General features: G+C 61.3%; 24 protein-coding genes. 6 read left to right on the top strand and 18 right to left on the bottom strand.

Annotated features, from left to right (window positions below; genetic code table 11):
• Positions 1-42 precede the first annotated feature (42 nt).
• The 4 genes from radA to RMQ97_RS08395 are packed head-to-tail and all read left to right on the top strand — an operon-like array spanning position 43 to position 4,287.
• Positions 43-1,422: a DNA repair protein RadA gene (gene radA, locus RMQ97_RS08380; protein ID WP_413660407.1), complete on the top strand. Its 1,380-nt coding sequence runs from the start codon at positions 43-45 to the stop codon at positions 1,420-1,422.
• 45 nt (positions 1,423-1,467) lie between these two features.
• A complete protein-coding gene (locus tag RMQ97_RS08385) occupies positions 1,468-2,106 on the top strand; it encodes a CvpA family protein (protein WP_413660408.1) in 639 nt (212 codons plus the stop codon).
• The gene (purF, locus tag RMQ97_RS08390) at positions 2,099-3,577 is read left to right on the top strand and encodes an amidophosphoribosyltransferase (protein WP_413660409.1); all 1,479 of its coding nucleotides are present in this window, start codon (positions 2,099-2,101) and stop codon (positions 3,575-3,577) included. The genes RMQ97_RS08385 and purF overlap by 8 nt, the downstream gene beginning before the upstream one ends.
• Positions 3,574-4,287 (top strand): SDR family NAD(P)-dependent oxidoreductase, encoded by a 714-nt coding sequence (locus tag RMQ97_RS08395; RefSeq protein WP_413660410.1) that lies wholly within the window; start codon positions 3,574-3,576, stop codon positions 4,285-4,287. Before purF ends, RMQ97_RS08395 begins: the two co-directional genes overlap by 4 nt.
• Positions 4,288-4,370: 83 nt before the next feature.
• Here the strand turns inward: RMQ97_RS08395 and der are convergent, their stop codons facing one another.
• From der to RMQ97_RS08455, 12 genes are all read right to left on the bottom strand, one after another.
• Entirely contained in the window at positions 4,371-5,729 is a 1,359-nt protein-coding gene (der, locus tag RMQ97_RS08400; protein WP_413660411.1) for a ribosome biogenesis GTPase Der, read from the bottom strand.
• Positions 5,730-7,088 carry a PQQ-binding-like beta-propeller repeat protein gene (locus tag RMQ97_RS08405; protein ID WP_413660412.1) on the bottom strand — a complete coding sequence of 453 codons (1,359 nt, stop codon included), beginning with the start codon at positions 7,086-7,088 and terminating at the stop codon, positions 5,730-5,732.
• Entirely contained in the window at positions 7,081-7,782 is a 702-nt protein-coding gene (locus RMQ97_RS08410; RefSeq protein WP_413660413.1) for a tetratricopeptide repeat protein, read from the bottom strand. Before RMQ97_RS08410 ends, RMQ97_RS08405 begins: the two co-directional genes overlap by 8 nt.
• 82 nt (positions 7,783-7,864) lie before the next feature.
• On the bottom strand, positions 7,865-8,692 hold the full coding sequence (gene panB, locus RMQ97_RS08415; RefSeq protein ID WP_413660414.1) for a 3-methyl-2-oxobutanoate hydroxymethyltransferase: 828 nt from the start codon (positions 8,690-8,692) through the stop codon (positions 7,865-7,867).
• Positions 8,693-8,870: 178 nt separating this feature from the next.
• Entirely contained in the window at positions 8,871-9,218 is a 348-nt protein-coding gene (locus RMQ97_RS08420) for a hypothetical protein (protein WP_413660415.1), read from the bottom strand.
• On the bottom strand, positions 9,218-9,760 hold the full coding sequence (locus tag RMQ97_RS08425; RefSeq protein WP_413660416.1) for an RNA polymerase sigma factor: 543 nt from the start codon (positions 9,758-9,760) through the stop codon (positions 9,218-9,220). The genes RMQ97_RS08420 and RMQ97_RS08425 overlap by 1 nt, the downstream gene beginning before the upstream one ends.
• Positions 9,761-9,763: 3 nt before the next feature.
• Positions 9,764-10,147, bottom strand: coding sequence for a DUF6249 domain-containing protein (locus RMQ97_RS08430; protein ID WP_413660417.1), 384 nt, complete (start codon positions 10,145-10,147; stop codon positions 9,764-9,766).
• 105 nt (positions 10,148-10,252) lie between these two features.
• Positions 10,253-10,807: an NnrU family protein gene (locus RMQ97_RS08435; RefSeq protein WP_413660418.1), complete on the bottom strand. Its 555-nt coding sequence runs from the start codon at positions 10,805-10,807 to the stop codon at positions 10,253-10,255.
• Positions 10,808-10,895: 88 nt separating this feature from the next.
• Positions 10,896-11,261, bottom strand: coding sequence for a hypothetical protein (locus tag RMQ97_RS08440; RefSeq protein WP_413660419.1), 366 nt, complete (start codon positions 11,259-11,261; stop codon positions 10,896-10,898).
• Positions 11,254-11,874 carry an RNA polymerase sigma factor gene (locus RMQ97_RS08445; RefSeq protein ID WP_413660420.1) on the bottom strand — a complete coding sequence of 207 codons (621 nt, stop codon included), beginning with the start codon at positions 11,872-11,874 and terminating at the stop codon, positions 11,254-11,256. Before RMQ97_RS08445 ends, RMQ97_RS08440 begins: the two co-directional genes overlap by 8 nt.
• Positions 11,875-11,903: 29 nt before the next feature.
• Positions 11,904-12,323: a hypothetical protein gene (locus tag RMQ97_RS08450; protein WP_413660421.1), complete on the bottom strand. Its 420-nt coding sequence runs from the start codon at positions 12,321-12,323 to the stop codon at positions 11,904-11,906.
• Between the two features lie 175 nt (positions 12,324-12,498).
• Entirely contained in the window at positions 12,499-13,992 is a 1,494-nt protein-coding gene (locus tag RMQ97_RS08455) for an alpha/beta fold hydrolase (RefSeq protein ID WP_413660422.1), read from the bottom strand.
• A 142-nt stretch (positions 13,993-14,134) separates the two neighbouring features.
• Between RMQ97_RS08455 and RMQ97_RS08460 the strand changes: the two genes are divergently transcribed.
• Positions 14,135-15,664 (top strand): LytTR family DNA-binding domain-containing protein, encoded by a 1,530-nt coding sequence (locus tag RMQ97_RS08460; protein ID WP_413660423.1) that lies wholly within the window; start codon positions 14,135-14,137, stop codon positions 15,662-15,664.
• Between the two features lie 3 nt (positions 15,665-15,667).
• Here the strand turns inward: RMQ97_RS08460 and RMQ97_RS08465 are convergent, their stop codons facing one another.
• From RMQ97_RS08465 to RMQ97_RS08490, 6 genes are all read right to left on the bottom strand, one after another.
• Positions 15,668-15,877, bottom strand: coding sequence for a SlyX family protein (locus RMQ97_RS08465; RefSeq protein WP_413660424.1), 210 nt, complete (start codon positions 15,875-15,877; stop codon positions 15,668-15,670).
• 17 nt (positions 15,878-15,894) lie between these two features.
• On the bottom strand, positions 15,895-16,575 hold the full coding sequence (locus tag RMQ97_RS08470; protein WP_413660425.1) for a GNAT family N-acetyltransferase: 681 nt from the start codon (positions 16,573-16,575) through the stop codon (positions 15,895-15,897).
• Positions 16,572-17,117 carry a MarR family winged helix-turn-helix transcriptional regulator gene (locus RMQ97_RS08475; protein WP_413660426.1) on the bottom strand — a complete coding sequence of 182 codons (546 nt, stop codon included), beginning with the start codon at positions 17,115-17,117 and terminating at the stop codon, positions 16,572-16,574. The genes RMQ97_RS08470 and RMQ97_RS08475 overlap by 4 nt, the downstream gene beginning before the upstream one ends.
• A gap of 172 nt (positions 17,118-17,289) precedes the next feature.
• A complete protein-coding gene (locus tag RMQ97_RS08480) occupies positions 17,290-17,499 on the bottom strand; it encodes a cold-shock protein (RefSeq protein ID WP_413660427.1) in 210 nt (69 codons plus the stop codon).
• A gap of 228 nt (positions 17,500-17,727) precedes the next feature.
• Positions 17,728-18,240 carry a DUF2938 domain-containing protein gene (locus tag RMQ97_RS08485; protein ID WP_413660428.1) on the bottom strand — a complete coding sequence of 171 codons (513 nt, stop codon included), beginning with the start codon at positions 18,238-18,240 and terminating at the stop codon, positions 17,728-17,730.
• Between the two features lie 2 nt (positions 18,241-18,242).
• Positions 18,243-19,085 (bottom strand): class I SAM-dependent methyltransferase, encoded by an 843-nt coding sequence (locus tag RMQ97_RS08490; protein WP_413660429.1) that lies wholly within the window; start codon positions 19,083-19,085, stop codon positions 18,243-18,245.
• 73 nt (positions 19,086-19,158) lie between these two features.
• Between RMQ97_RS08490 and RMQ97_RS08495 the strand changes: the two genes are divergently transcribed.
• Entirely contained in the window at positions 19,159-19,593 is a 435-nt protein-coding gene (locus tag RMQ97_RS08495) for a helix-turn-helix domain-containing protein (protein WP_413660430.1), read from the top strand.
• Positions 19,594-19,774: the final 181 nt, after the last annotated feature.

Consider the following 19,774-nt stretch of genomic DNA (forward strand, 5'->3'; position numbering starts at 1 on the left):
CCTGTTTAGTTCTCATTCCGAAATAGGAGTATGAGGACATCCATGGCCCGCAGCGATACTGTTTATGCCTGCCAATCCTGTGGCGCGATCCATTCCAAATGGGCCGGTCGATGCGATAGTTGCGGCCAGTGGAACACTCTGGTTGAGGAAACACCCAGTGCGCCGCTGGGCACAGCCGCAAAAACTGCGCCCCGTCGATCCCGCCAAGGTCTAGACTTGGTCGATCTGGGCGCTGACACACCACCACCGCCCCGCATGATCACCGGCCTGCCGGAACTGGATCGGGTGTCCGGCGGCGGTCTGGTTCCCGGTTCCGCGATTTTGCTGGGCGGTGATCCGGGCATTGGTAAATCCACCCTGCTTTTGCAATTGATGGCCCAGCTGGCCCAGCGCGAGGTGAAGGCCATCTATGTGTCCGGCGAGGAAGCTGTGGACCAGGTCCGCCAGCGCGCCCGCCGTCTGGGCCTGGCCGACGCACCGGTCGCCCTGGGCGCCGAAACCTCGCTCAGCACAATTCTGGACGGTCTGAAGTCGGAAAAGCCGGACATTGTGGTCATCGACTCCATCCAGACCCTGTGGAGTGATCAACTCGCCGCCGCACCGGGTACGGTGGCGCAGGTCCGGGCCTGTGCGCAGGAACTGGTCCGTTTTGCCAAGACGCGCCAATGCACGGTTCTTCTTGTCGGGCACGTCACGAAGGATGGTCAGATCGCCGGTCCGCGCGTGGTCGAGCACATGGTGGATGCCGTGCTTTATTTCGAGGGTGAGCGCAGCCACCAATTCCGTATCCTTCGCGCCGTGAAGAACCGCTTCGGCCCCACAGACGAGATCGGCGTGTTCGAAATGACCGATCGCGGACTGAGCGAGGTGGAGAACCCCTCTGCCCTGTTCCTCGACCAGCACGACAGCGACGCCTCCGGCAATGTCGTGTTTGCCGGCATGGAGGGCTCGCGGCCCGTTCTGTGCGAAATCCAGGCCCTGGTTGCCAAGGCCGCATTTGGCACGCCGCGTCGCGCTGTGGTGGGCTGGGATGGCAGTCGCCTGGCCATGGTACTGGCCGTCCTGGAAGCCCGGTGCGGCGTCAGCCTGGCCGATCGCGATATCTATCTCAACGTAGCGGGCGGTCTGAAGGTGAATGAACCCGCCGCCGATCTGGCGGTGGCCGCGGCCATCGTGTCCTCCGCGTTTGACGTGCCACTGCCCAATAAGGGCGTTGTTTACGGAGAAATCAGTCTTTCCGGCGATATTCGTCCCGTTGGACGCAGCGAGGCACGCCTCAAGGAGGCCGCCAAGCTGGGGTTCGAACAAGCCATCGCACCGGCGGCCTCACACGATACACACACACCTGTGTCGGTGAAATCCGTGGCCACCGTGCAGGAATTGGTGCAATCTCTGCATCAGGAATCGGGGCTGGCAGACTGATCTCGGCCTCTCCCGCTTCCACAGTAACGCGTGGGGAGGCTCGTCATGGACGGGACTTTGACAGCTTTCGACGGGATCGTGATTGCGGTCCTTCTGGTTTCCGGCCTGTTGGCGCTGGTGCGTGGCTTTGTCCGCGAGGCCCTGTCTGTGACCGCCTTCGTGGCCGCGTCCCTGGCGGCGCTGTGGTCCTGGCCCGCCTTTCGCGGTCCGGCGCGTGAGATCATATCTCCGCCCTGGCTGGCGGATATCGCTGTGTTTGCGAGCGTGTTCATCCTTATCTATCTGGCTGTCACCTTCATCACCTCCTCCCTCTCCAATGGTCTGGCCAAGGGCGAGGATGTGAATGTGGTGGATCGCACTGCCGGCTTCTTTTTCGGTGTTGTCCGCGGGTTGGTCCTCATCTCGATCATTGCAATCTTCCTGACCATGTCGCTGCCCGGTGGCACCCCGCCCGCCTGGATGCAGGAGGCTCGCTTCTACCCGCTGGTCCGGTCCATTTCCAATGCCCTGCAGACCCTGGCGCCAGAAACCTCCCGCATGTCCGAGACACCGCCGTTGCCCTATCCGGACGACCCGATTGCAGAAACAATAAGAAATGATGACACATCCTATGGCCGTCAGGATCGAAACCGACTAGATGACCTCATCGGCTCGACCGCGGATGATCAGGATGACGATGGTTAGTACCCCGGGTTTCCCCACACTGACGTATGATCCGGTTTCAGACCGGCCCCAGGAAGAGTGCGGCGTCTTTGCTGTACACGGTTCGAAAGATGCCGCCGTATTGACGGCGCTGGGCATTCACGCCCTCCAGCATCGCGGCCAGGAATCCTGCGGCATCTCCACACATGATGGATCGCGTTTCCATTCCGAACGCTATCTCGGACTGGTCGGCGAGAATTTCACCCAGCCCGATCTGCCTCAACGTCTTCCGGGCAATGTCGCCATCGGCCATTGCCGCTATTCCACCCAGGGCGCGTCCGTGCTGCGCAATGTGCAGCCGCTCTATTCGGATGTGCGCGGCGGGGGCATCGCCCTGGCCCACAATGGTAATCTGACCAATGCGCGGGTTCTGCGCGAAGAACTCGTCTCCGAAGGCGCGATCTTCCAGTCCACCAGCGATACCGAGGTTGTGTTGCACCTGGCGGCAAAATCCCGCAAGGCCAAGCTCACCAATCGTGTCCTGCATGCGCTGAAACAGGTCGAGGGTGCGTTTGCCTTTGTCATCATGGTCAATGACAAGCTGATCGCCGCACGGGACCCGTACGGGATTCGTCCGCTGGTCATGGGCAAGCTGGACGGCGCGACCGTCCTGGCCTCGGAAACGTGCGCCCTCGACATGGTCGGCGCCAGTTTTGTCCGCGAGATCGATCCGGGCGAAGCCATCGTGGTCAGCGAAGACGGGATCAAATCCGAGCGTTTCGCTCCGGAACGCCCTGCGCGCCTGTGTGCATTCGAATACATCTATTTTGCCCGCCCCGATTCCGTCATGGGCGGCCGCAGCGTCTATGAGGCCCGCAAAGCCATGGGCCGCGAACTGGCCCGTGAAACCCCGGCCGACGTCGATATCATCGTACCCGTTCCGGACAGTGGTGTACCGGCAGCGATCGGTTATTCCGAAGCCAGCGGCATTCCGTTTGAAATGGGCATTATCCGCTCGCACTTTGTTGGCCGGACCTTCATCCAGCCGACTCAGGACCGCCGCGACCTGTCCGTCCGGCGCAAGCATTCGGCCAACGCCGCAACCGTGGCCGGCAAGCGTGTTCTGCTGATTGATGATTCCATCGTACGCGGAACCACCTCTCTCAAAATCGTGCGTATGATGCGCGAGGCCGGTGCGCGCGAAGTTCATTTCCGTTCCGCCTGCCCGCCCATCCGCTTTCCCGATTTCTACGGCATCGACATGGCCGGTCAGAAAGAACTCATCTCGGCCAATCTCGACCCGGAAGCCATTCGCGCGCGTCTTGAAGCCGACAGCCTGGGTTTTCTGACGGTTGATGGCCTCTATCGTGCCGTGACGGGCAAGCCGCGGGATAATGACGCACCGCAATTGTCTGACCACTATTTCACGGGGCAGTATCCGACTCGCCTGGTCGATCACGACCGGGACCTGTCGGACAAGGAATTCCAGCTCTCTCTCCTGGTAGACGCATGACACACACAGATCTGAAGGGCCGTGTGGCTCTTGTCACCGGTGCCTCCCGTGGCATCGGCTACGCCATGGCCCTCCACCTGGCCAAGGCCGGCGCCCATATTATCGCCACAGCCCGCACTCAGGGTGGTCTGGAAGAACTCGACGATGCCATCCGTCAGGCCGGCGGATCCTGCACGCTCGTGCCGATGGACCTGATGTCAGCCGATGGCATTGAAAGCCTCGCCAAGATCATCGAGGAACGCTGGACCAAGCTGGATATTCTGGTCGCCAATGCCGGCGCACTCGGCACCCTCACCCCGGCCGCCCAGATCACGCCCAAGGACTGGAACGCCGTGCTGGGTGTCAATCTGGTGGCTCCGGCCCGCATGATTGCCGCGTTTGAACCGCTGCTGCTGGCCTCTGATGCCGGACGCGCGGTCTTCGTCTCGTCGGGCGCCGTGGACTCCCGCCGTGCCTATTGGGGCGCCTACGCAGCCTCAAAGGCCGGAATGGACGCCCTGGTCCAGTCCTGGGCCAATGAACATGCCAACGGATCGGTCCGGATCAATATCCTCTATCCAGGCCAGCTTCGCACCCAGATGCGTGCCAAGGCCTTCCCCGGCGAAGATCCAGCCGCGCTCTCCCATCCAGAGGTTCTCTGGCCGGCCCTTGCGGAGCTGGTCGATCCGGCCTGCACCCGTCACGGTGAGATCATCAAGTTTTCGGGATAGCCCATTCGGCGCCCAATCCGGTATCCAGACATGAAAACGGGCGCTCGCGAGCGCCCGTTTGTGTTTCTAGATACGCTGACCGCCTAATCCTTTTTGGTCGCGTAAGGATTGGCCCCGCCCTTCACGATCAGACGGATCGGCACGCCCGGCAGATCAAACGATTCACGCAAACCGTTGATCAAATAGCGCTTGTAAGCGTCCGGCAGAGCGTAGGCCCGCGAACACATCAACACAAAGGTTGGCGGTCGTGATTTGGTCTGGCTGAGATAACGCGGCTTCACCCGGCGACCGTTCACAGCGGGCGGCGGATGGCGTTCAATCATCTCGTGCAGCCAGTCATTGAGATCGCGGGTCTTGATCTTGACGTCCCAGTTCTCATGCAATTGCGCCAGGGTGGGCATGATCGCATCGAGGCCCTTATTCTTGACCGCCGAGATCGGCAGCAAAGGCGCACCGGACATTTGCGGCAGGAGGCGCGCAAATTCCAGCTGCATCTCCTTGAGGGCCGCCTCGCGATTGGGCACCAGATCAAACTTTGACAGAGCCACAGCCACGGCCCGCCCCTCACGATAGGCCATATCAGCCAGGTGCAGGTCCTGTTTTTCCAGAGGGTGGGTTGCATCCATCAGCAACAATACGACTTCCGCAAACTTGACGGCGCGCAGAGTATCGGCCGCACTCATGCGCTCCAGCCGGTCTGCCACCTTGCCGCGTTTGCGAAGCCCCGCCGTGTCGTGCAGGCGAACCCGACGACCATCCCAAAGCCAGTCGACAGCGATCGCATCACGCGTGATCCCAGCTTCCGGGCCCGTAATCAGACGTTCCTCACCGATCAGCGTATTGATCAGGGTCGACTTGCCCGCATTCGGTCGGCCGATGACGGCGATCCGCAAAGGCGGGATTTCACTTTGTTTGTATTTGCGCGAACGCTTGGCCAGATCACCCAGCTCACCGGAGGCCCGGATGTAAAGCTCTGCCATGCCTTCGCCATGGGCAGCCGACACGGGAACCGGATCACCCAGGCCCAGTGCGTAACTATCGGCCAGGCCGCTCTCGCCCGCCTCGCCTTCACACTTGTTGGCCAGCAGCAGAACAGGTTTCCCCGCCCGGCGGATCACATCAGCGAAGGTTTCATCGAGCGGTGTCACGCCCGCCCGGGCATCGATCAAGAGCAGGCACAGATCAGCGTCTTCAAGGGCCATTTCGGTCTGGCGACGCATTTCCGCATCGAGACCGTCCTTTTCGCTGTCATCATAGCCGGCGGTATCAATCAGCAGGACCGGCATGTCGCCCAGCTTGCCGCGGGCTTCGCGCCGGTCTCGGGTCACCCCGGGACGGTCGTCCACAATCGCAAGCGGCTTGCCCGCCAGACGATTGAACAGGGTGGATTTACCCACATTGGGTCGGCCGACGACCGCAATACGGGGGAGGATATCTGTCATTTAGCGCAACGCAATCAAACGCCCTTCGTCGGTCAGAACATAGACCGTCTCATTGGCAATAATTGGCGCGATATATACCGGATCGTCCAGATCCACCTCTCCCGTCTGCACACCGGTTGCAGCATCGAGAATAAAGCCACGACCATCCGAAGAGGCCAGGAAGAGGCGACCGCTGGCCAAGACCGGTCCCGCATAGGAGATACGGTCCTTCCGGTTGTTGGGGTTTTCAAACAGCGGAAGAGACTGGATCCAGTGGATCGCACCGGTCAAACGGTTCACACACACAACCTCACCCTCGGTCGTGACGGTGAAGAGAAAATCACCGGCAATCCAAGGCGTGTTCACACTACCGGCCGGCACGGACCACAAACGCTCGCCGGACCGCATATCGATGCCGACAAAGGGACCGGAATGGCTGAGCGCATAGACGCGATCACCCAGGATCACCGGGCTGCCCGACAGGTCATTGATACGCGACAGGGCTGTCAAGGCGCTGTCACGCGCCAAAGCATCCTGCCAGATCGGGTTGCCGTTCTGCACGCGCAGCGCCACAAGCTCGCCAGACGCAAACGGGGCGACCACAACATCACCCAGAACCGCCGGACTCGGAGTGGTGATCAGGCGGGCGGTTTCGACAATGCCAGGATAGGTCCAGTCCACCTGGCCATTGTCGGCATCCATTGAAAGCAGTTCATTATCGTCGCTGGTGACAAAAATCCGGCCATCCGCAACGGTCGGCGCCCCATGGAACGGGACAATGGTCTCGGACCGCCAGAGTTCGGTCCCGGTTTGTGCGTCCAGCGCGACAAAGAAATTCAGACCCGAGTGGGCGTAGATCCGGCCTTCATCAAAGACCAGCGCGCCACCGACGGCGTCCTGGTCACGGCGACGGTCGCTGCGCAGCTCCTCGCTCCACACGCGCGATCCGCTGTCTGCGTCGAACGCAGACACACGACCATCGGCATCAATCGTGAAGATCTTGCCGTCGGCCACAACCGGGCGCGCATTGAGACGGTGACGATTGGATGAGCCCGCACCAATGCTGATCCGCCAGGCACGTTCGAGTTCACCCGGAGCAGCGGTGTGCTGGATCGCATGAGTGGGATATCCATCCTGCTGCGGCCAGACCGGGTTGGAATAAGCTGTCGGCAAGACGACAGGACCAGCAGCATCGCTCTGCTGCAGCCCCTGTTCAAAACTCAGGATGGAAACACGACCATCTTCCGGTGCTGTCTCACGCGGACCGTCATTGCCGATACCCGGGATGAAATCCAGCTGATCCTCAACTGTCGAACACGCCGCAATCGGCAGCAGGAGACAGGCAATAAGACCAGAACGAATACGCGTCACTTTACTCATTTCCACCATCCCCGGCGGTTTCGGCCGGCGCGCCTGCGGCAGCCTCGGTTCGCATTTGCTCGAGAATGGCCAAGGCCCTCTGAGCACGGATCCGCACACCCTGCGGCGTGTCGAAATTCGTCGTCAACCAAAGATAAGTGGATTCGGCCGGATCCAGCGCGCCATCCCGAAGCGCCGCCGCGGCCTGGCTCTCACGGGCCAGGTGGATGTAGGGCGAACCCGGTGTCGCGACCGGCGCCAGCCGAAGCTCGATATCGGCATAGGACAGGGTGTCCCACTGAACCCAGACCGATTTCAGGCGGGCCAGATCAGCAATGACCGGATCGGAAATCGAATCGGCTGCCTCGACATACAGGGCTGCGGCCGCCGCCGCGTCTCCTGCCTCCTGGGAAATCGCGGCCTGACGCAACAGGGCCAGGGTGCGATAACCGCTCTCGCCGTCGAGGATAAGGGTCTCGAAACCGACATTGGCCAGGTCCGTATCACCATCTTCGAACGCGGTCTGGGCGACAATGAACTGGTCGGAAGATTCGGCTGCGGCCCGTTTGGTCAACGCCGACCAGCCTTCCCAGCCTGCAACGCCTCCAACGATCAACAAGGCAGCGCCCACGACCCACGGTCCGTATTTGCGCATTTGTTGCTTGAAACGATCCTGATTGATCGCTTCATCGACTTCCTGGAAGATATCGGCCACGGCGGCAATTTCCCTAGCTTGGCGGGCACATGCCCTCGTTCGGCGCGACCCTAACGTCAGCGCGCCCGCCTCGCAACAGAGCTCAACCGTCCACGGGCTTCAAGCTGTAGGTTTGTGCATCAGAGGGGAACTGTCTGGAGCGCACTTCATCCGCATAACGCGCAAACGCTTCGCTGGAGCGTTCGGCTTGATTGTCGTAACGCTTGACGAATTTCGGGGTCCAGTCGAACACACCCAGCATGTCCTGGGTCACCAGGATCTGGCCGTCACAGGCCGCCGATGCGCCGATGCCGATCGTGGGAACCGACACGGCTTCAGTGATCTCGCGCGCCAGGTCTTCCGCAACGCCCTCGATAACAATGGCAAAGGCGCCCGCCTTGTCGGTCGCGATAGCCTCGTCGATCACGCGCTGACGCTCGGCTTCGGTCCGGCCCTTGGCCTTGAACCCGCCATCAGCGAGTGCCGCCTGGGGACGCAATCCAATATGTCCGATCACCGGGATGGAGCGCTCGGCCATGAAGGCGATGGTCTCGGCCGCATAGGTCCCGCTCTCTATCTTGATCGCCTGGCAGCCGGTTTCGCACATCACACGAGACGCATTTTCAAACGCCTGCTGCGGCGAGTTTTCATAGGTTCCAAACGGCAAATCCACGGCCACGAGGGCGCGTTTGGCACCGCGCATAACGGCCCGACCGTGCAGGATCATCATGTCGAGCGTCACACCGATTGTGCTGTCGAGACCATGCACAACCATGCCCACACTGTCTCCGACCAGCAGAAGGTCACAATGGGGGTCGAGCAAGCGGGCCATCGGCGCGTCATAGGCAGTCAGACAGACCAGGGGATCCTGGCCCTTGCGAGCGCGAATCTGCGGAGCGGTAATACGGCGAACCTGGGTCTGGGCGGACATGGCTGTGGATCCCTGATCGAAATGGGGCTTGTTTTGGTTGGATGCGAAACTAGACCAGCATGCTGCAGTGCAAAAGCCCAAGCCTGTGCATAACCGCCTCAAACGACGAATGGCGGGCATACACCCGCCATCCAGACACCGATCGTAATGGGATCAACCTTCCGGTCCGATCAGCCTGTCAGAGGCTGGCCAGCCGACGCGGCAAAAGAAGCGCCACCGAGCCTACAGCGATGGCAATGGCCGCCGTCGCAAGAACTTCCGGGTTCACGAAGAAGGCAAAACTGCCCATCGCCCCTTCGGCCTGGTCTGACATGCTGGCAAAGGCGCTTTCCAGCTGGGTGCCGGCGATGGCAGATCCAATGGACCCGGCCCCGCCCAGCATCAAGGCGCGTTTACGAGCCGGACGACCCAGACGTTCAATGACTTTCTGGGTGAAGCGATCAGCCTCGGCTTCCGTCTCGAGCGGCTCGGCCGCCTGGGCAAAGGCCGCGTTCAATCGCGCGTCAAAGGCATCATCAAAAGTCATCACGCCATCACCTCCGCATTGGCGAACCAAGCCTGCATCTTGGCGCGCCCCCGATTGGCATGGGACTTGACGGTCCCCAGGGGCATGCCGGTGGCCTCGGCTACGTCTGAATGCGACATGCCGCAAGAATAGCACATCACCACCACGGTTCGCTCGTCTTCTTTCAGCTCCGCCAGGGCCCGGTCCAGATCGACCACATTGCCCATATCGCGCGGGGCTTCCGCTTCATCCTGGTATTCGGCTTTCAGCCCGTCCAGCAACCGATCCGCGGCTTTGCGCTTGCGGGCCGATTTGAGGAATTCGGTGTAGGCGATCGAGCAGAGCCAGGATTTAAACGTGCCCGTGCCTTTGAAACTCCCGATTTTTTCAAACGCTCGCAGGAATGCGTCCTGAGCGATGTCATCAGCCAGAGCGTGGTTGCGACACATGCGCTGCAACATCGCCCGGACCAGTCCCTGGTGTCGCCGAACCAGCTCGCCAAAGGCTGCCGCGTTCTTGGTGGCGATCACCAGGGCGGTGAGTTCTGCGTCCGAAGCCGCCATGATCTAGTCTTGATCGCTCGACTTCTTGCCGGTCAGACCGAAGCCGATCAGCACCAGTCCGATAAAGCCCGGGAAAGCGGCGATCGACAACATGATCGGCACGGCCTCGTTATCACCTTCAACGGCACCGATCGTCATGCCCAGCGTCGCGAAGGCCGCAGCAACCGCCACCAGGATCAGACCGGCTTTCAGGTCACCGCGCCCGTCCTTGCGGGGCATGCCCAGCGCCTTGATGGTTTCCGGCGTCATTGTCTGTCCCTGCCGGATCGCGCTTTCGATCACGTTCAAGGTGGCCTTGCGGCGCTCGGATCCGTTGCGGACAGAAATCCAGACGATCAGGACGATCATCGTGAACAGGCCCAGCGGCACCAGAATTTCGACTTCCATGGTAAAACTCCTTCAATTCGTGCGCTCACCTGCGCCTATGCCCTTTAGATGCGGGCCGGCCCGAATTTGGATGCAAGTGGCGGCAGTATTACTGTTTTTCGACCGTCAGACCACCGCAACGCCGAACAGCACCATGTGAAACCGCAGGATCAGCATGGCCGCGAGGAAGCCGAGAATGATGGCGGTCAGGTCACCGCCCCAACCCTTGACGATGGGCGGCGGGGTCTCGCGAAACCAGGACGCGATGAACACAATGGTCGACCAGACAAAAAAGGTGACAAACAGAATGAGCGAGGCCAGTTCGCCATTGGCCAGCGTGTGCGCCAGGGACCAGAGCATCACCGCGGCCAACATGGGGTGGCGCAACCAGCGGCGAATATGCCCTGGAGCATAGGCCGCGACCAGAAGGATCAGAGCCAGCGGCACCAGAAGATAGGCCAGGTGGCGCCCCCAGACCGGCGGCTCCCAGACAATCACCGAGGGGTGAGCCAGGATTTTGCCCCAGATGATCAGCGCCAGCCCGATCACTGAAATCACCGTATAGATTATCTTGTAGGTATTCTCACCGCGCAGGGCGATCAGGCGTTCGCGCTGGGCAGGAAACAGCCGGATGGCATGAACACCGATAAACAGGATCAGCCCCAGGATCAGTACATACATGACGGATCTCCCCACCCGCTGCGTGTCTCGCCATCGACTATAGGTGATTCCCTGCGGCGCGCGGTGTCACCCCCATGACAACCGGATATCAGGTGTAGAATTGCCGGAAAAACCGCATCAGATCGGTGCGTTGAAGCGCGATACCGGTCAGCGCCATCGCTGCGGCCAGTACAAGGGCAAGCCCGGCCGGCGCCAGAGCATCCCGAACCAGACCCATGGCCGGCACCATATCCTGTCCCACGCGCACCAATAGGGCGAGCAGGATCATACAGGCCAGACCCCAAACGACCATATCACGACGCAGGCGACGCCGGGCGACCCCCTGCATCACAGAGGCCGTGAAACTCACATCAAAACGCGGCGCACCCGTCGCGGCCCACAGTGCGGCCATCGGATCGCTCTCGCCGGCTAGCGGCATGCGCCCGGCGGGTTCGATTTCGGTCTTGTCAGTCATCGGACGCGACCTCCTCGGGCCGTGATGCTTCAGTTCGCTGCGATGTACGGGCCCCGGTTTCCGGCTGAACGTGTGTATCCAGGTGTGCCAGCACCCTGGCCCGCCCCCGTGTGATATGGGATTTCACCGTTCCCACGGGAAGCCCCAGAATACGGGCCGCATCGGCATGCGTCCACCCTTCTCCCGCGCACAGGGCCAGCGCCGCCCTTTGATCATCCGGCAGTTCCATCAGGGCCCGCCGCATGGAGATCACCGCTTCGGGCTGGGGCGTGTGTGTCTCCGCGCGGGTGGATTGCCAGTCGTGATCGCGTCGGGAGGTCCGCGCCGCAGACCGCGCCTGGCTTTTCGCCTTGCGCCAGGCCATGCCCATCAACCAGGACTTGAAATGCCCCGGCGTTCTGAGTTGGGCCAGAGCCGACCAGGCCGCCAGAAAGGTCTCCTGGGCCAGATCATCCGCATCCGCCGGATTGGCCGCGACGCGCATCAGGAAGCTGCGCACAGCACGCTGGTGGCGCGAGACGAGCCGGGCAAAGGCGGGCTCCGACCCGGCGCGCGCCGCCTTGACCCAGCGTGCATCCTGGGCATCTCCCGGTGATGCGTCATCTCGTGACATCCGCCTGCCCCTTCACACCCCGGCTTCAATCAGCGGCGAAAAAGGCCACTGACCAGAAAGGCCAGGGACAGGACACCCAGGATCAGGGCGATGAAGTAGAACGCATCCACCTCACCCAGCAGATTGGTGTAACCGGCAAAACCGAACACGCCGGCCAGACCGGCGAACAAGACCACCAGAAACGGGGTGGATCCTTTTTTGTGCTGACCGTGCATGTCTTCGCTCCCATCATCCCAGTCGTCATCATTGCCGCGATCCTTGTCCAGGCTCGCGACCAGGTCTGCCGGCGGTTCCTTGCCCGCAGCGGCATAGGCTTTCAGGAGATCAATCTTGGCCTGGGTTCGCTTGTAGCGCATGAAACTGCTCCACCCACCGGCAATAAAAAAGGCTAGCGGAAAAAACAGCCACCAATAGTGGAAAATGAAATCGCCGAAATCGCGTCCATCCATGGGTCTACTCCTCGTTTCGAACAGCGGGTTCATCCCGTGCATTCACAAGTGAGTAGCCACCCCGACAGGGTTTGGATGCAGGGCCGTCAAAAAAATCGCACAAACCGGCCCCGATACGCGATCGGGACCGGTCCTGCGACGGATTGGTCTGTCTAGGCCCAGGGTCGGGCCGGGATCAGAAGGGCAGTTCGTTGAAGTCCGGCAAATCGACAATGATCTCGCGCCCGGACTGGTCTTCACCGCGCAGGAAGGCGTGCATCGATTGCTGCACCTCGTCCGACATCATGAACAGATTGTGCCCGGCATTGTGCACCGTCACGATCTGGGCATTCTCCAGTCCGGCCACAGCCTCTGCCTGGCTTTCGACATAGGTCCGCCCGTCCAGCGTGCCCGAAAGTACCAGAACCGGCACATCACTGACCGGAGCCGTCCGGAACTCATCCCCCAGGTCCAGCCCGTCCCACGCCTCATTCAGCTGCGGCATCGGGAAGTTGAGATACAGACCCAGCAGGCTGGTTTCGGCTTCGGTTTCAAACCGGGCCAGATCATCCGCATTCACGCCGGACGCCACATCCATGGCCGTCGACATCGGACGCAGCATGATCTCCTCGCTGGGCCGGAAGAAGCGCTGCAACATGGCCGTCACGATCTGGCTTCCGCCCTGGTCCAGCTCGGCATACATGGCGAACAGCGCGCCCACATTGCGCGGATCGGAAATCATGCCCGACGCGAATTGCTGCACATTCCGGCGCTGCAGGAGATAGGGGACCGGCTCCCCCTCGCGGCGCGGCACCATGATCAGCATCGGCTCCTCATCCAGGCGGGCATGGACGCGGCGCATCAGGGTCGCGATATCGCCATATCGCGCATGGGCCGCCGGCTGGGTTTCCAGGGCCGTTTGCAGACGCGCGAAATAGGCATCCGTACGCGCAGGCGATTTGACGGTCTGGTCCAGCCCTTCCACAGAGGCAATGATCACATGCCCGATCTCGTCCTCAATATCCTTGAGGGCTGCGAGCGACAGGTGGGATCCGTAGGAAATCCCCCACAGGGTCAGCTGATCGGCCTCCAGATGGGTGCGCAGGTCCGACAGGTCCCGGACGCTCTCGCGGGTATTATAGGCATTGATATCAATGCCCTCACCGTCCCAGAAATCCCGACACACAAGCGCGGCGTCACGGTAGAGCGCACCCAGTTCGGCATCGCTGGTCGCTTCGGCGAGCGGAATATTCACACCGCTTTCGCAATTGGGCATGTCATTGGATTCACCCGTACCGCGCTGGTCATAGGCAATCACATCCCCATGTTCACGCATCTGCATGAACAGGTCGAAGCGGCGAAAACGGGCCGTGGAAATGCCCGATCCACCGGGGCCTCCGGACAGATAGACGATCGGATCGCCCGGCTCATCCGTCGTGGCGGGAAAACGCACATAGACCAGTTCGATCATCCGGCTTTCCGGGTCCGCCCGGTTTTCAGGGACCGACAGAACACCGCGATAGGCATCCACACGGTTTTCACCGGCTTCGAACACAATCGCCTCCTCGCCGGGATAGACGCGGTCGGCGAGTGCGAGCGAACTGGCACCGGTCATAAGCGCGACAGACAGCGTCAGACCGGACACAAAGCGGCGGGCGGGGGCAGGCATCAGGCAAGACAGCGGGCGCATTGTTTCAATCTCCTCTTGCGGCCGTGAATTGACCCGAGACAAACGCCCTTGCGGTGTGCTTTGACAGGCGAAATCGGCGAACGGTAGGGCCTGACCGATCAATGGTCGCGCCAGACCGTTTGTCCTGCGCTAGGATAAAGCCATGATGATGCTTCGCGTTTTGACACTGCCGCCCGTCCTGGTCGTCTGGCTCCTTACCCTCCTGTCCGGACCGGCTTGGGCGCAAACCGACCCGCGGCTGAACCGGTCTTTCTTCTGGATCGACTCGCGCACGGTCGAGATCTGTCCTGTCGCCGACCCCGAATCCTGCTCCACCGCCACCGTCTGGGATATCGATCCCCAGAATAACCACATCATTGTCCGTGGGCGTCTCGCCCTGCCCGAACGCCTCTTCACCGAGCAAGAGCCTCTGGGCCTGTTTGTCTCCGGCAAGGCAGCATCACGGGCCTGGGTCAATGGCGAGCTGGTGGGCGAGAATGGGCGCCCCGGCGATACACGACACAGTGAGACGGTGGGGCGAATGGATGCCGTGTTCTACGTCCCGCGCTCGGTGCTGAGACCGGGAAACAACGCCATCGAGCTGGAATTGTCCGGTCATCACTCGCTGATTGATCTCTCCAGCCCGGTGCACATGATCGGGATTGGCACCTATACCGATCAAACAGCGCGGATCATCACCGATTATGGTCCAAGCCTCATGACATTCGGCGCCTTCCTGCTCGGCGCGATCTTTTTCGGTGTGATGGCGCTGGAGGCGGAACGTCGCCTCCTGCCCGCACTCCTGGCCGGGCTGTCCCTGTCCACCGGCGGGCAATTGCTATCGGAATCAGCACGCGGCCTGTTTGCCTATGACTACCCGATGCATGATGTCCGCCTGATGTCGATCACGGCGTTTGCCGTGCTCTCGGGCCTCCTGCTGAACGCCTATCTCATCGCCCGGTTCACCACGTTTTCACTGCGCGCTCGCCTGGCCATACTCGGCGGGCTGTTCGCGGGCATGAGTGTGATGATCGCCTGGCAGGCCGGGTTTGACGGCAAGACCGGGTTAAGCCTGATGATTGCCCTCATCGCCGCTCTGGGCTGGTGCGGCTGGGCGCTCTGGCGCGGTCAGAAGGAAGCGCGGGCCTTTCTTCCCATACTCGGCCTGACCCTGGTCGCCATGGTGTGGGATCCGAACCGATTTCTCGATTTCTACATCTATGTCGGGCTGACCGCCCTGCTCCTGCTCCTCCTGGCCCAGCACGCTCTTCTGCTGATCGAGGAACGCAAGGAACGGCTCAGTGAAACCCGCCGGGCGGGTCAGCTGGAAGTGGCGCTCGACCAGGCCCGCCAACGCGAAGCACCGGAAAGCCTGCAGCTCGTCTCGGCCGGCCGGGTGGATTATGTCGCCACAGACCGCATCACTCAGATCAAGGCCGCCGGCGATTATGTCGAGATCTGTTTCGAAAGTGGCGATACCCGGCTCTACACGGCCGCCCTGAGCGCGCTGGAGGCCGATCTTCCGCCCAGCTTCCTGCGGGTTCACCGCTCCCACATCGTCAACACGGCGTTTGTCTCTGCGCTCGAGCGTGAAGCGTCGGGCACCGGCCGACTGGTCTTGAGCGACGGGACGGAGACACCGGTCTCTCGCCGGATCCTGCCCAAGGTGCGCAACGCCCTGGCCGCGGCCTGATCGTCAATAATGCGGGGGTTTGGTGGCCTCGGCCGCCGGCAGATGATCTTCCAGCGTACCCACGCGCGAATGCATCTTGTCGAGACGGCGCGTGAGACGATCAATCTCCTCACGCTGAGCGAGGATGACCTGATTGAGTTCCTCGATCACCTTGTCCTGGTGTGCGAGATGGATCTCGACGCTTTCCATTCGATCTGTCATCGGATCGCGCATCGACGCCTCCCTGCGACTCAGCCCTGCCGCCTCAATACCACGGCATGAAAATCCCGGCGCCATTGAAATCCCAGCCGCTCATACAGGCGGATCGTGCCCGTACGCTCCGCCCAGGCCTGAAGGAAGGGTGTCTCGCCCTGTTCCAACACCTTGCGCGTGGCATGAAGCGAGAGATGTGACGCCAGCCCCCGTCCCTGAAAATCAGGATGCGTACATACGCCAGAGACCTCGATATGCCCGGGAAAGCGCATGCGGTGCCCGGCCATTGCCGCCAATCGCCCATCGATGCGAATCCCCCAGAACGGACCCATTTCATGGGTACGGGCCAGCATTGGACCGGGCCGGGTCAAATCTGCGAGTTCAACCATCTCGCTGGCATCTTCAGGGCCCAGACGAACAATGTCACGCGTGTCGACAGGGGCCACATCGCCTCCACCCCAGACCATCTGAACCGCAGGCGCGGCCATCACGACCTCAAAACCCTCGGGTCGCGTAACGGGCTGCGCCTGGAGCACGACCACCTCGGATCCGGGGGTCACAAGGTCTGCGGCCTGCGCCATCGTTTCCGGTCGATCATCCTCGCCCGACAGGAAAACATTGATATCCGGGTGAAAGCGGCGCACAGCCCCCGAGCCAACAGCGCGCTCCGCGTGATAGCTGGTCAGGCTGGCCCAGACCGGTCGATCGAGCGCCGTCATGAGGCCTGCCCTCCTGAAACCTTATCTTTGGAAACCGGGTCTCTCGAAGCTTGCCCACCCGGCAGGCGGTCATCACGAAGCAGACCAGCATAATCGCCCGCACGCAGACGGGTTTCCAACTGGGTCAATTGAGACAGGAAATCCCCGTCCAACCCGTCACACAATCGTGCAGCAGCGTCGTTGACGCGTGGCCAGAATTCGCGCGCCGCCCGGACCGAGAGGGCCTGCCCCGTGTCGGACAAAACGATCAGGCGCTGACGCCGATCTGTATCGCCAGACCGAACGACAACCCAGCCCCCCTTCTCCATCGCATCAATCATGCGCGATACGCCCGGCTGGGCCATGCCCAGCATCTGTGCGAGCTCTCCGGTGGTCCGGGGGTCGGTCTGGCTAAGCGCCGCCAGAAGCGGCATCTGGGCCGAAGGCAGATCACATCCCTGCCCCTCCAGCCAGGTTTGGGTCATCGCTTGCAGGGCCATGCCGGCCCGTTTCAATCGCGACCCCAGCGCTGTGTGCCCCATATGAGCGAGAATGTCAGACATACGCCTCTCCATAACTTGTTATATATCAAGTTATGTTTATACCGAAGTCAACCCCGACAATGCGTCTTCGGCCTCGTCGTCGCACCGTGACACGACCAAAGAAAAAGGCCGGGCAAAACCCGGCCTTCTCCTGAATGCATCAACGCGCCCGGACGGGCGCGGCACAGGCCAATCAGGCGAGTGCGATATTGTCAGCAGCGTTCTTGCCAGAGCGCTTGTCCTGAACAACTTCAAACGTGACCTTCTGGCCTTCGTTGAGGCCGGTCAGGCCAGAGCGTTCAACAGCCGAGATGTGGACGAAGACGTCATTGCCGCCCTCTTCCGGTTGAATGAAGCCGAAGCCTTTGGTCGTGTTGAAGAATTTTACAATGCCGGTTGCCATGAGGATGTCCTTTCAATCCGCGCATAGTGTGTGGCCCGGGTGGCCGTGTGCCAGCGGGTCCGGTCGTCGATATTGGAAGGAAACTCAGTCAGCAGCGCTGTCACGCCAAGCCGTTTGGTATCTATCTACCAGATCGAAACGTCCCAATACTCCCAAATCGTGACGACAAAAAGCCCCTTTTTTTCAGTTTCCGGAAATTTTTCAGGAAAACACCCAAAAAATGGGCTTTCAGCCGCCATGTACCGGCCAGACCGGGGCCAGTATCACGGCAGACAGATACAGACCCAAGCCAAAAACAGCATGGGTCAACAGGCTATGAAACCTCGCCTGCCCCGGATTCGGTGTTTGTGACGCCGCCATGCCGAAACCGAACGCGGGCTGCATCACGAAAATGGGCACGATGACCGTTGCCAGCCCCACCCCCAATGCCGGCCACAGTGTGGGTTGGTTCAACCAGTCCAAACCGACCAGGCTCAACAGGAGCGCCGCAAAGGCGATGCCCGAAAGATAGTGCAACACCCAGCCGCCCGGACGTTCATAGGGCACATACGGGGCCTGCATGATCGTGCGATGGACAAACCGGCCCCGGGGCATGTGCCCGAACCAGCGCCCGACCAGGGCATAGTCCAATGAGGGCGAATGCCAGACATGTCGCTTGATCACGGCCCAAAGATCCATCACCAGTGTCGCGCCGATACCGAGCCCAAGCGCCGCAAGCCAGAAGACCTGAAACTCGGTCATTGTCAGGCCTCCTCACCGGCTTCGGCGCGCACACTCCAGCACGATGCGGTGAAACGGACCTCGTCGCCCTCTCGATAAGGCGCAAAGGCTGCACGGATCGCCACGGCCAGCTTGACCTGGGTATTAGCGTCCAGCTCATCGAAAATCCGACCGACCGGCCCCATCTTCACCAGGTAATTGTCCAGCTCGTCCACACTCATCACAATCTCCTCATCCGCGGGTTCCAGGCTGATCCGGCTCCAACCGGCATCGGACAAAATCGAGGTCACCTGATCACGGTCCGCCAGACCGAACGGACCGGGCTCACCTGCCTGACGCACGGGCATATTCGGTACGTATTCGCGCGCAGACTCCTCCGCGGCAGTCAAAAAGGCGTTCTCTTCCGGTCCGCGCCAGGTGATCATGTGAAGCTGTCCGCCCGGCCGAACGGCGCGACGCAGATTGGCAAATGCCGCAACCGGATCTTCGAAAAACATCACGCCAAACCGCGATATCAGGAGATCAAAACTGTTCGGCGCGAAGGCATGTGATGCCGCATCGTCCAGCACATAACTCGCCGCAGAACGCGATTCACGAGCCCGTCTGCGGGCCTCCTCGATCATCACAGGAGAGATATCCAGCCCGACTGCGTCACCATGATTGCCCAGAATCGTGGCCGCACTGCGCGTCGTGGCACCGGTTCCGCATCCGATATCCAGCACGCGGCCCGAGGCCAACCGGCCGACCGTGTCCATCAATCGATCCAGATAGGCGATCAACAGACGATCCATCTGATCTGCCGCGTCCACCCACTGGGTTCCGCCCGCCTGTTTCCAGCTCTCGCTCTCATAACCAGTCTTCGTCATTCAGCCTGTTCCTTTCTTGCTTGAGGCTGCGATTGACGGCATGATGCCAGCTCAAGTTCACTTGAGGTCAAGCATGTTTGAACTCGATATTGCAGATGTGTCGCGACAAAGCGGTTTGCCCGCCTCCACCCTGCGCTTCTATGAGGAGAAAGGGCTTATTCGCCCCGTGGGCCGGAAGGGCCAAAAACGTCAGTATGCGAGCGATATTCTCGAACGCCTCGCGCTGATTGCCCTGGGGCGGGTCGCCGGGTTCACCCTGGAGGATATTGCCAGCATGCTGGGTGTGGACGGCAAGCCGCGGATCGATCGCCAACGCCTGCTGGACAAGGCTGACGAGTTGGACAAGCAGATCCGGGAGCTGACAGCCATGCGCGAAGGTCTGCGACACGCCGCGGCCTGTACCGCCCCCAGCCATATGGAATGCCCGAAATTTCAGCGTATTGTGCGTGCCGCCGCCAAGGGCGCCCTGGGTGAACGCAAAAAGGCCGTCCCAGCAAAACCGCAATAAAGCCGCCATGACGTGGAACACGCTTTGGGTGGTACATCAAAGTGCAGCACATCTTCCCGGACGCCGAGTTTTTCGTACAGGACAATTGCGGGCGGAGCGACAGCCCCGGTCAGGACCTCACAAAAACGCGCCCGAACACTGGGTCCAGGGCGCGCCTTGCTGTCAGGGCCGACGCGCCCAG

It is taken from the genome of Maricaulis sp. D1M11 (assembly GCF_047308265.1).
Lineage (GTDB): Bacteria > Pseudomonadota > Alphaproteobacteria > Caulobacterales > Maricaulaceae > Maricaulis.

Coding starts and splice junctions, on each gene's coding strand:
- der (WP_413660411.1), bottom strand. CDS start 5,729: ATGACAGATATCCTCCCCCGTATTGCGGTCGTCGGCCGACCCAATGTG.
- RMQ97_RS08430 (WP_413660417.1), bottom strand. CDS start 10,147: ATGGAAGTCGAAATTCTGGTGCCGCTGGGCCTGTTCACGATGATCGTC.
- RMQ97_RS08450 (WP_413660421.1), bottom strand. CDS start 12,323: ATGGATGGACGCGATTTCGGCGATTTCATTTTCCACTATTGGTGGCTG.
- RMQ97_RS08490 (WP_413660429.1), bottom strand. CDS start 19,085: ATGACGAAGACTGGTTATGAGAGCGAGAGCTGGAAACAGGCGGGCGGA.
- RMQ97_RS08495 (WP_413660430.1), top strand. CDS start 19,159: ATGTTTGAACTCGATATTGCAGATGTGTCGCGACAAAGCGGTTTGCCC.
- RMQ97_RS08455 (WP_413660422.1), bottom strand. CDS start 13,992: ATGCGCCCGCTGTCTTGCCTGATGCCTGCCCCCGCCCGCCGCTTTGTG.
- RMQ97_RS08445 (WP_413660420.1), bottom strand. CDS start 11,874: ATGTCACGAGATGACGCATCACCGGGAGATGCCCAGGATGCACGCTGG.
- RMQ97_RS08470 (WP_413660425.1), bottom strand. CDS start 16,575: ATGACGGCGCTCGATCGACCGGTCTGGGCCAGCCTGACCAGCTATCAC.
- radA (WP_413660407.1), top strand. CDS start 43: ATGGCCCGCAGCGATACTGTTTATGCCTGCCAATCCTGTGGCGCGATC.
- RMQ97_RS08420 (WP_413660415.1), bottom strand. CDS start 9,218: ATGACTTTTGATGATGCCTTTGACGCGCGATTGAACGCGGCCTTTGCC.
- RMQ97_RS08435 (WP_413660418.1), bottom strand. CDS start 10,807: ATGTATGTACTGATCCTGGGGCTGATCCTGTTTATCGGTGTTCATGCC.
- RMQ97_RS08385 (WP_413660408.1), top strand. CDS start 1,468: ATGGACGGGACTTTGACAGCTTTCGACGGGATCGTGATTGCGGTCCTT.
- RMQ97_RS08440 (WP_413660419.1), bottom strand. CDS start 11,261: ATGACTGACAAGACCGAAATCGAACCCGCCGGGCGCATGCCGCTAGCC.
- RMQ97_RS08460 (WP_413660423.1), top strand. CDS start 14,135: ATGATGATGCTTCGCGTTTTGACACTGCCGCCCGTCCTGGTCGTCTGG.
- RMQ97_RS08485 (WP_413660428.1), bottom strand. CDS start 18,240: ATGACCGAGTTTCAGGTCTTCTGGCTTGCGGCGCTTGGGCTCGGTATC.
- RMQ97_RS08465 (WP_413660424.1), bottom strand. CDS start 15,877: ATGCGCGATCCGATGACAGATCGAATGGAAAGCGTCGAGATCCATCTC.
- RMQ97_RS08475 (WP_413660426.1), bottom strand. CDS start 17,117: ATGTCTGACATTCTCGCTCATATGGGGCACACAGCGCTGGGGTCGCGA.
- RMQ97_RS08480 (WP_413660427.1), bottom strand. CDS start 17,499: ATGGCAACCGGCATTGTAAAATTCTTCAACACGACCAAAGGCTTCGGC.
- RMQ97_RS08405 (WP_413660412.1), bottom strand. CDS start 7,088: ATGAGTAAAGTGACGCGTATTCGTTCTGGTCTTATTGCCTGTCTCCTG.
- RMQ97_RS08425 (WP_413660416.1), bottom strand. CDS start 9,760: ATGGCGGCTTCGGACGCAGAACTCACCGCCCTGGTGATCGCCACCAAG.
- purF (WP_413660409.1), top strand. CDS start 2,099: ATGGTTAGTACCCCGGGTTTCCCCACACTGACGTATGATCCGGTTTCA.
- RMQ97_RS08395 (WP_413660410.1), top strand. CDS start 3,574: ATGACACACACAGATCTGAAGGGCCGTGTGGCTCTTGTCACCGGTGCC.
- panB (WP_413660414.1), bottom strand. CDS start 8,692: ATGTCCGCCCAGACCCAGGTTCGCCGTATTACCGCTCCGCAGATTCGC.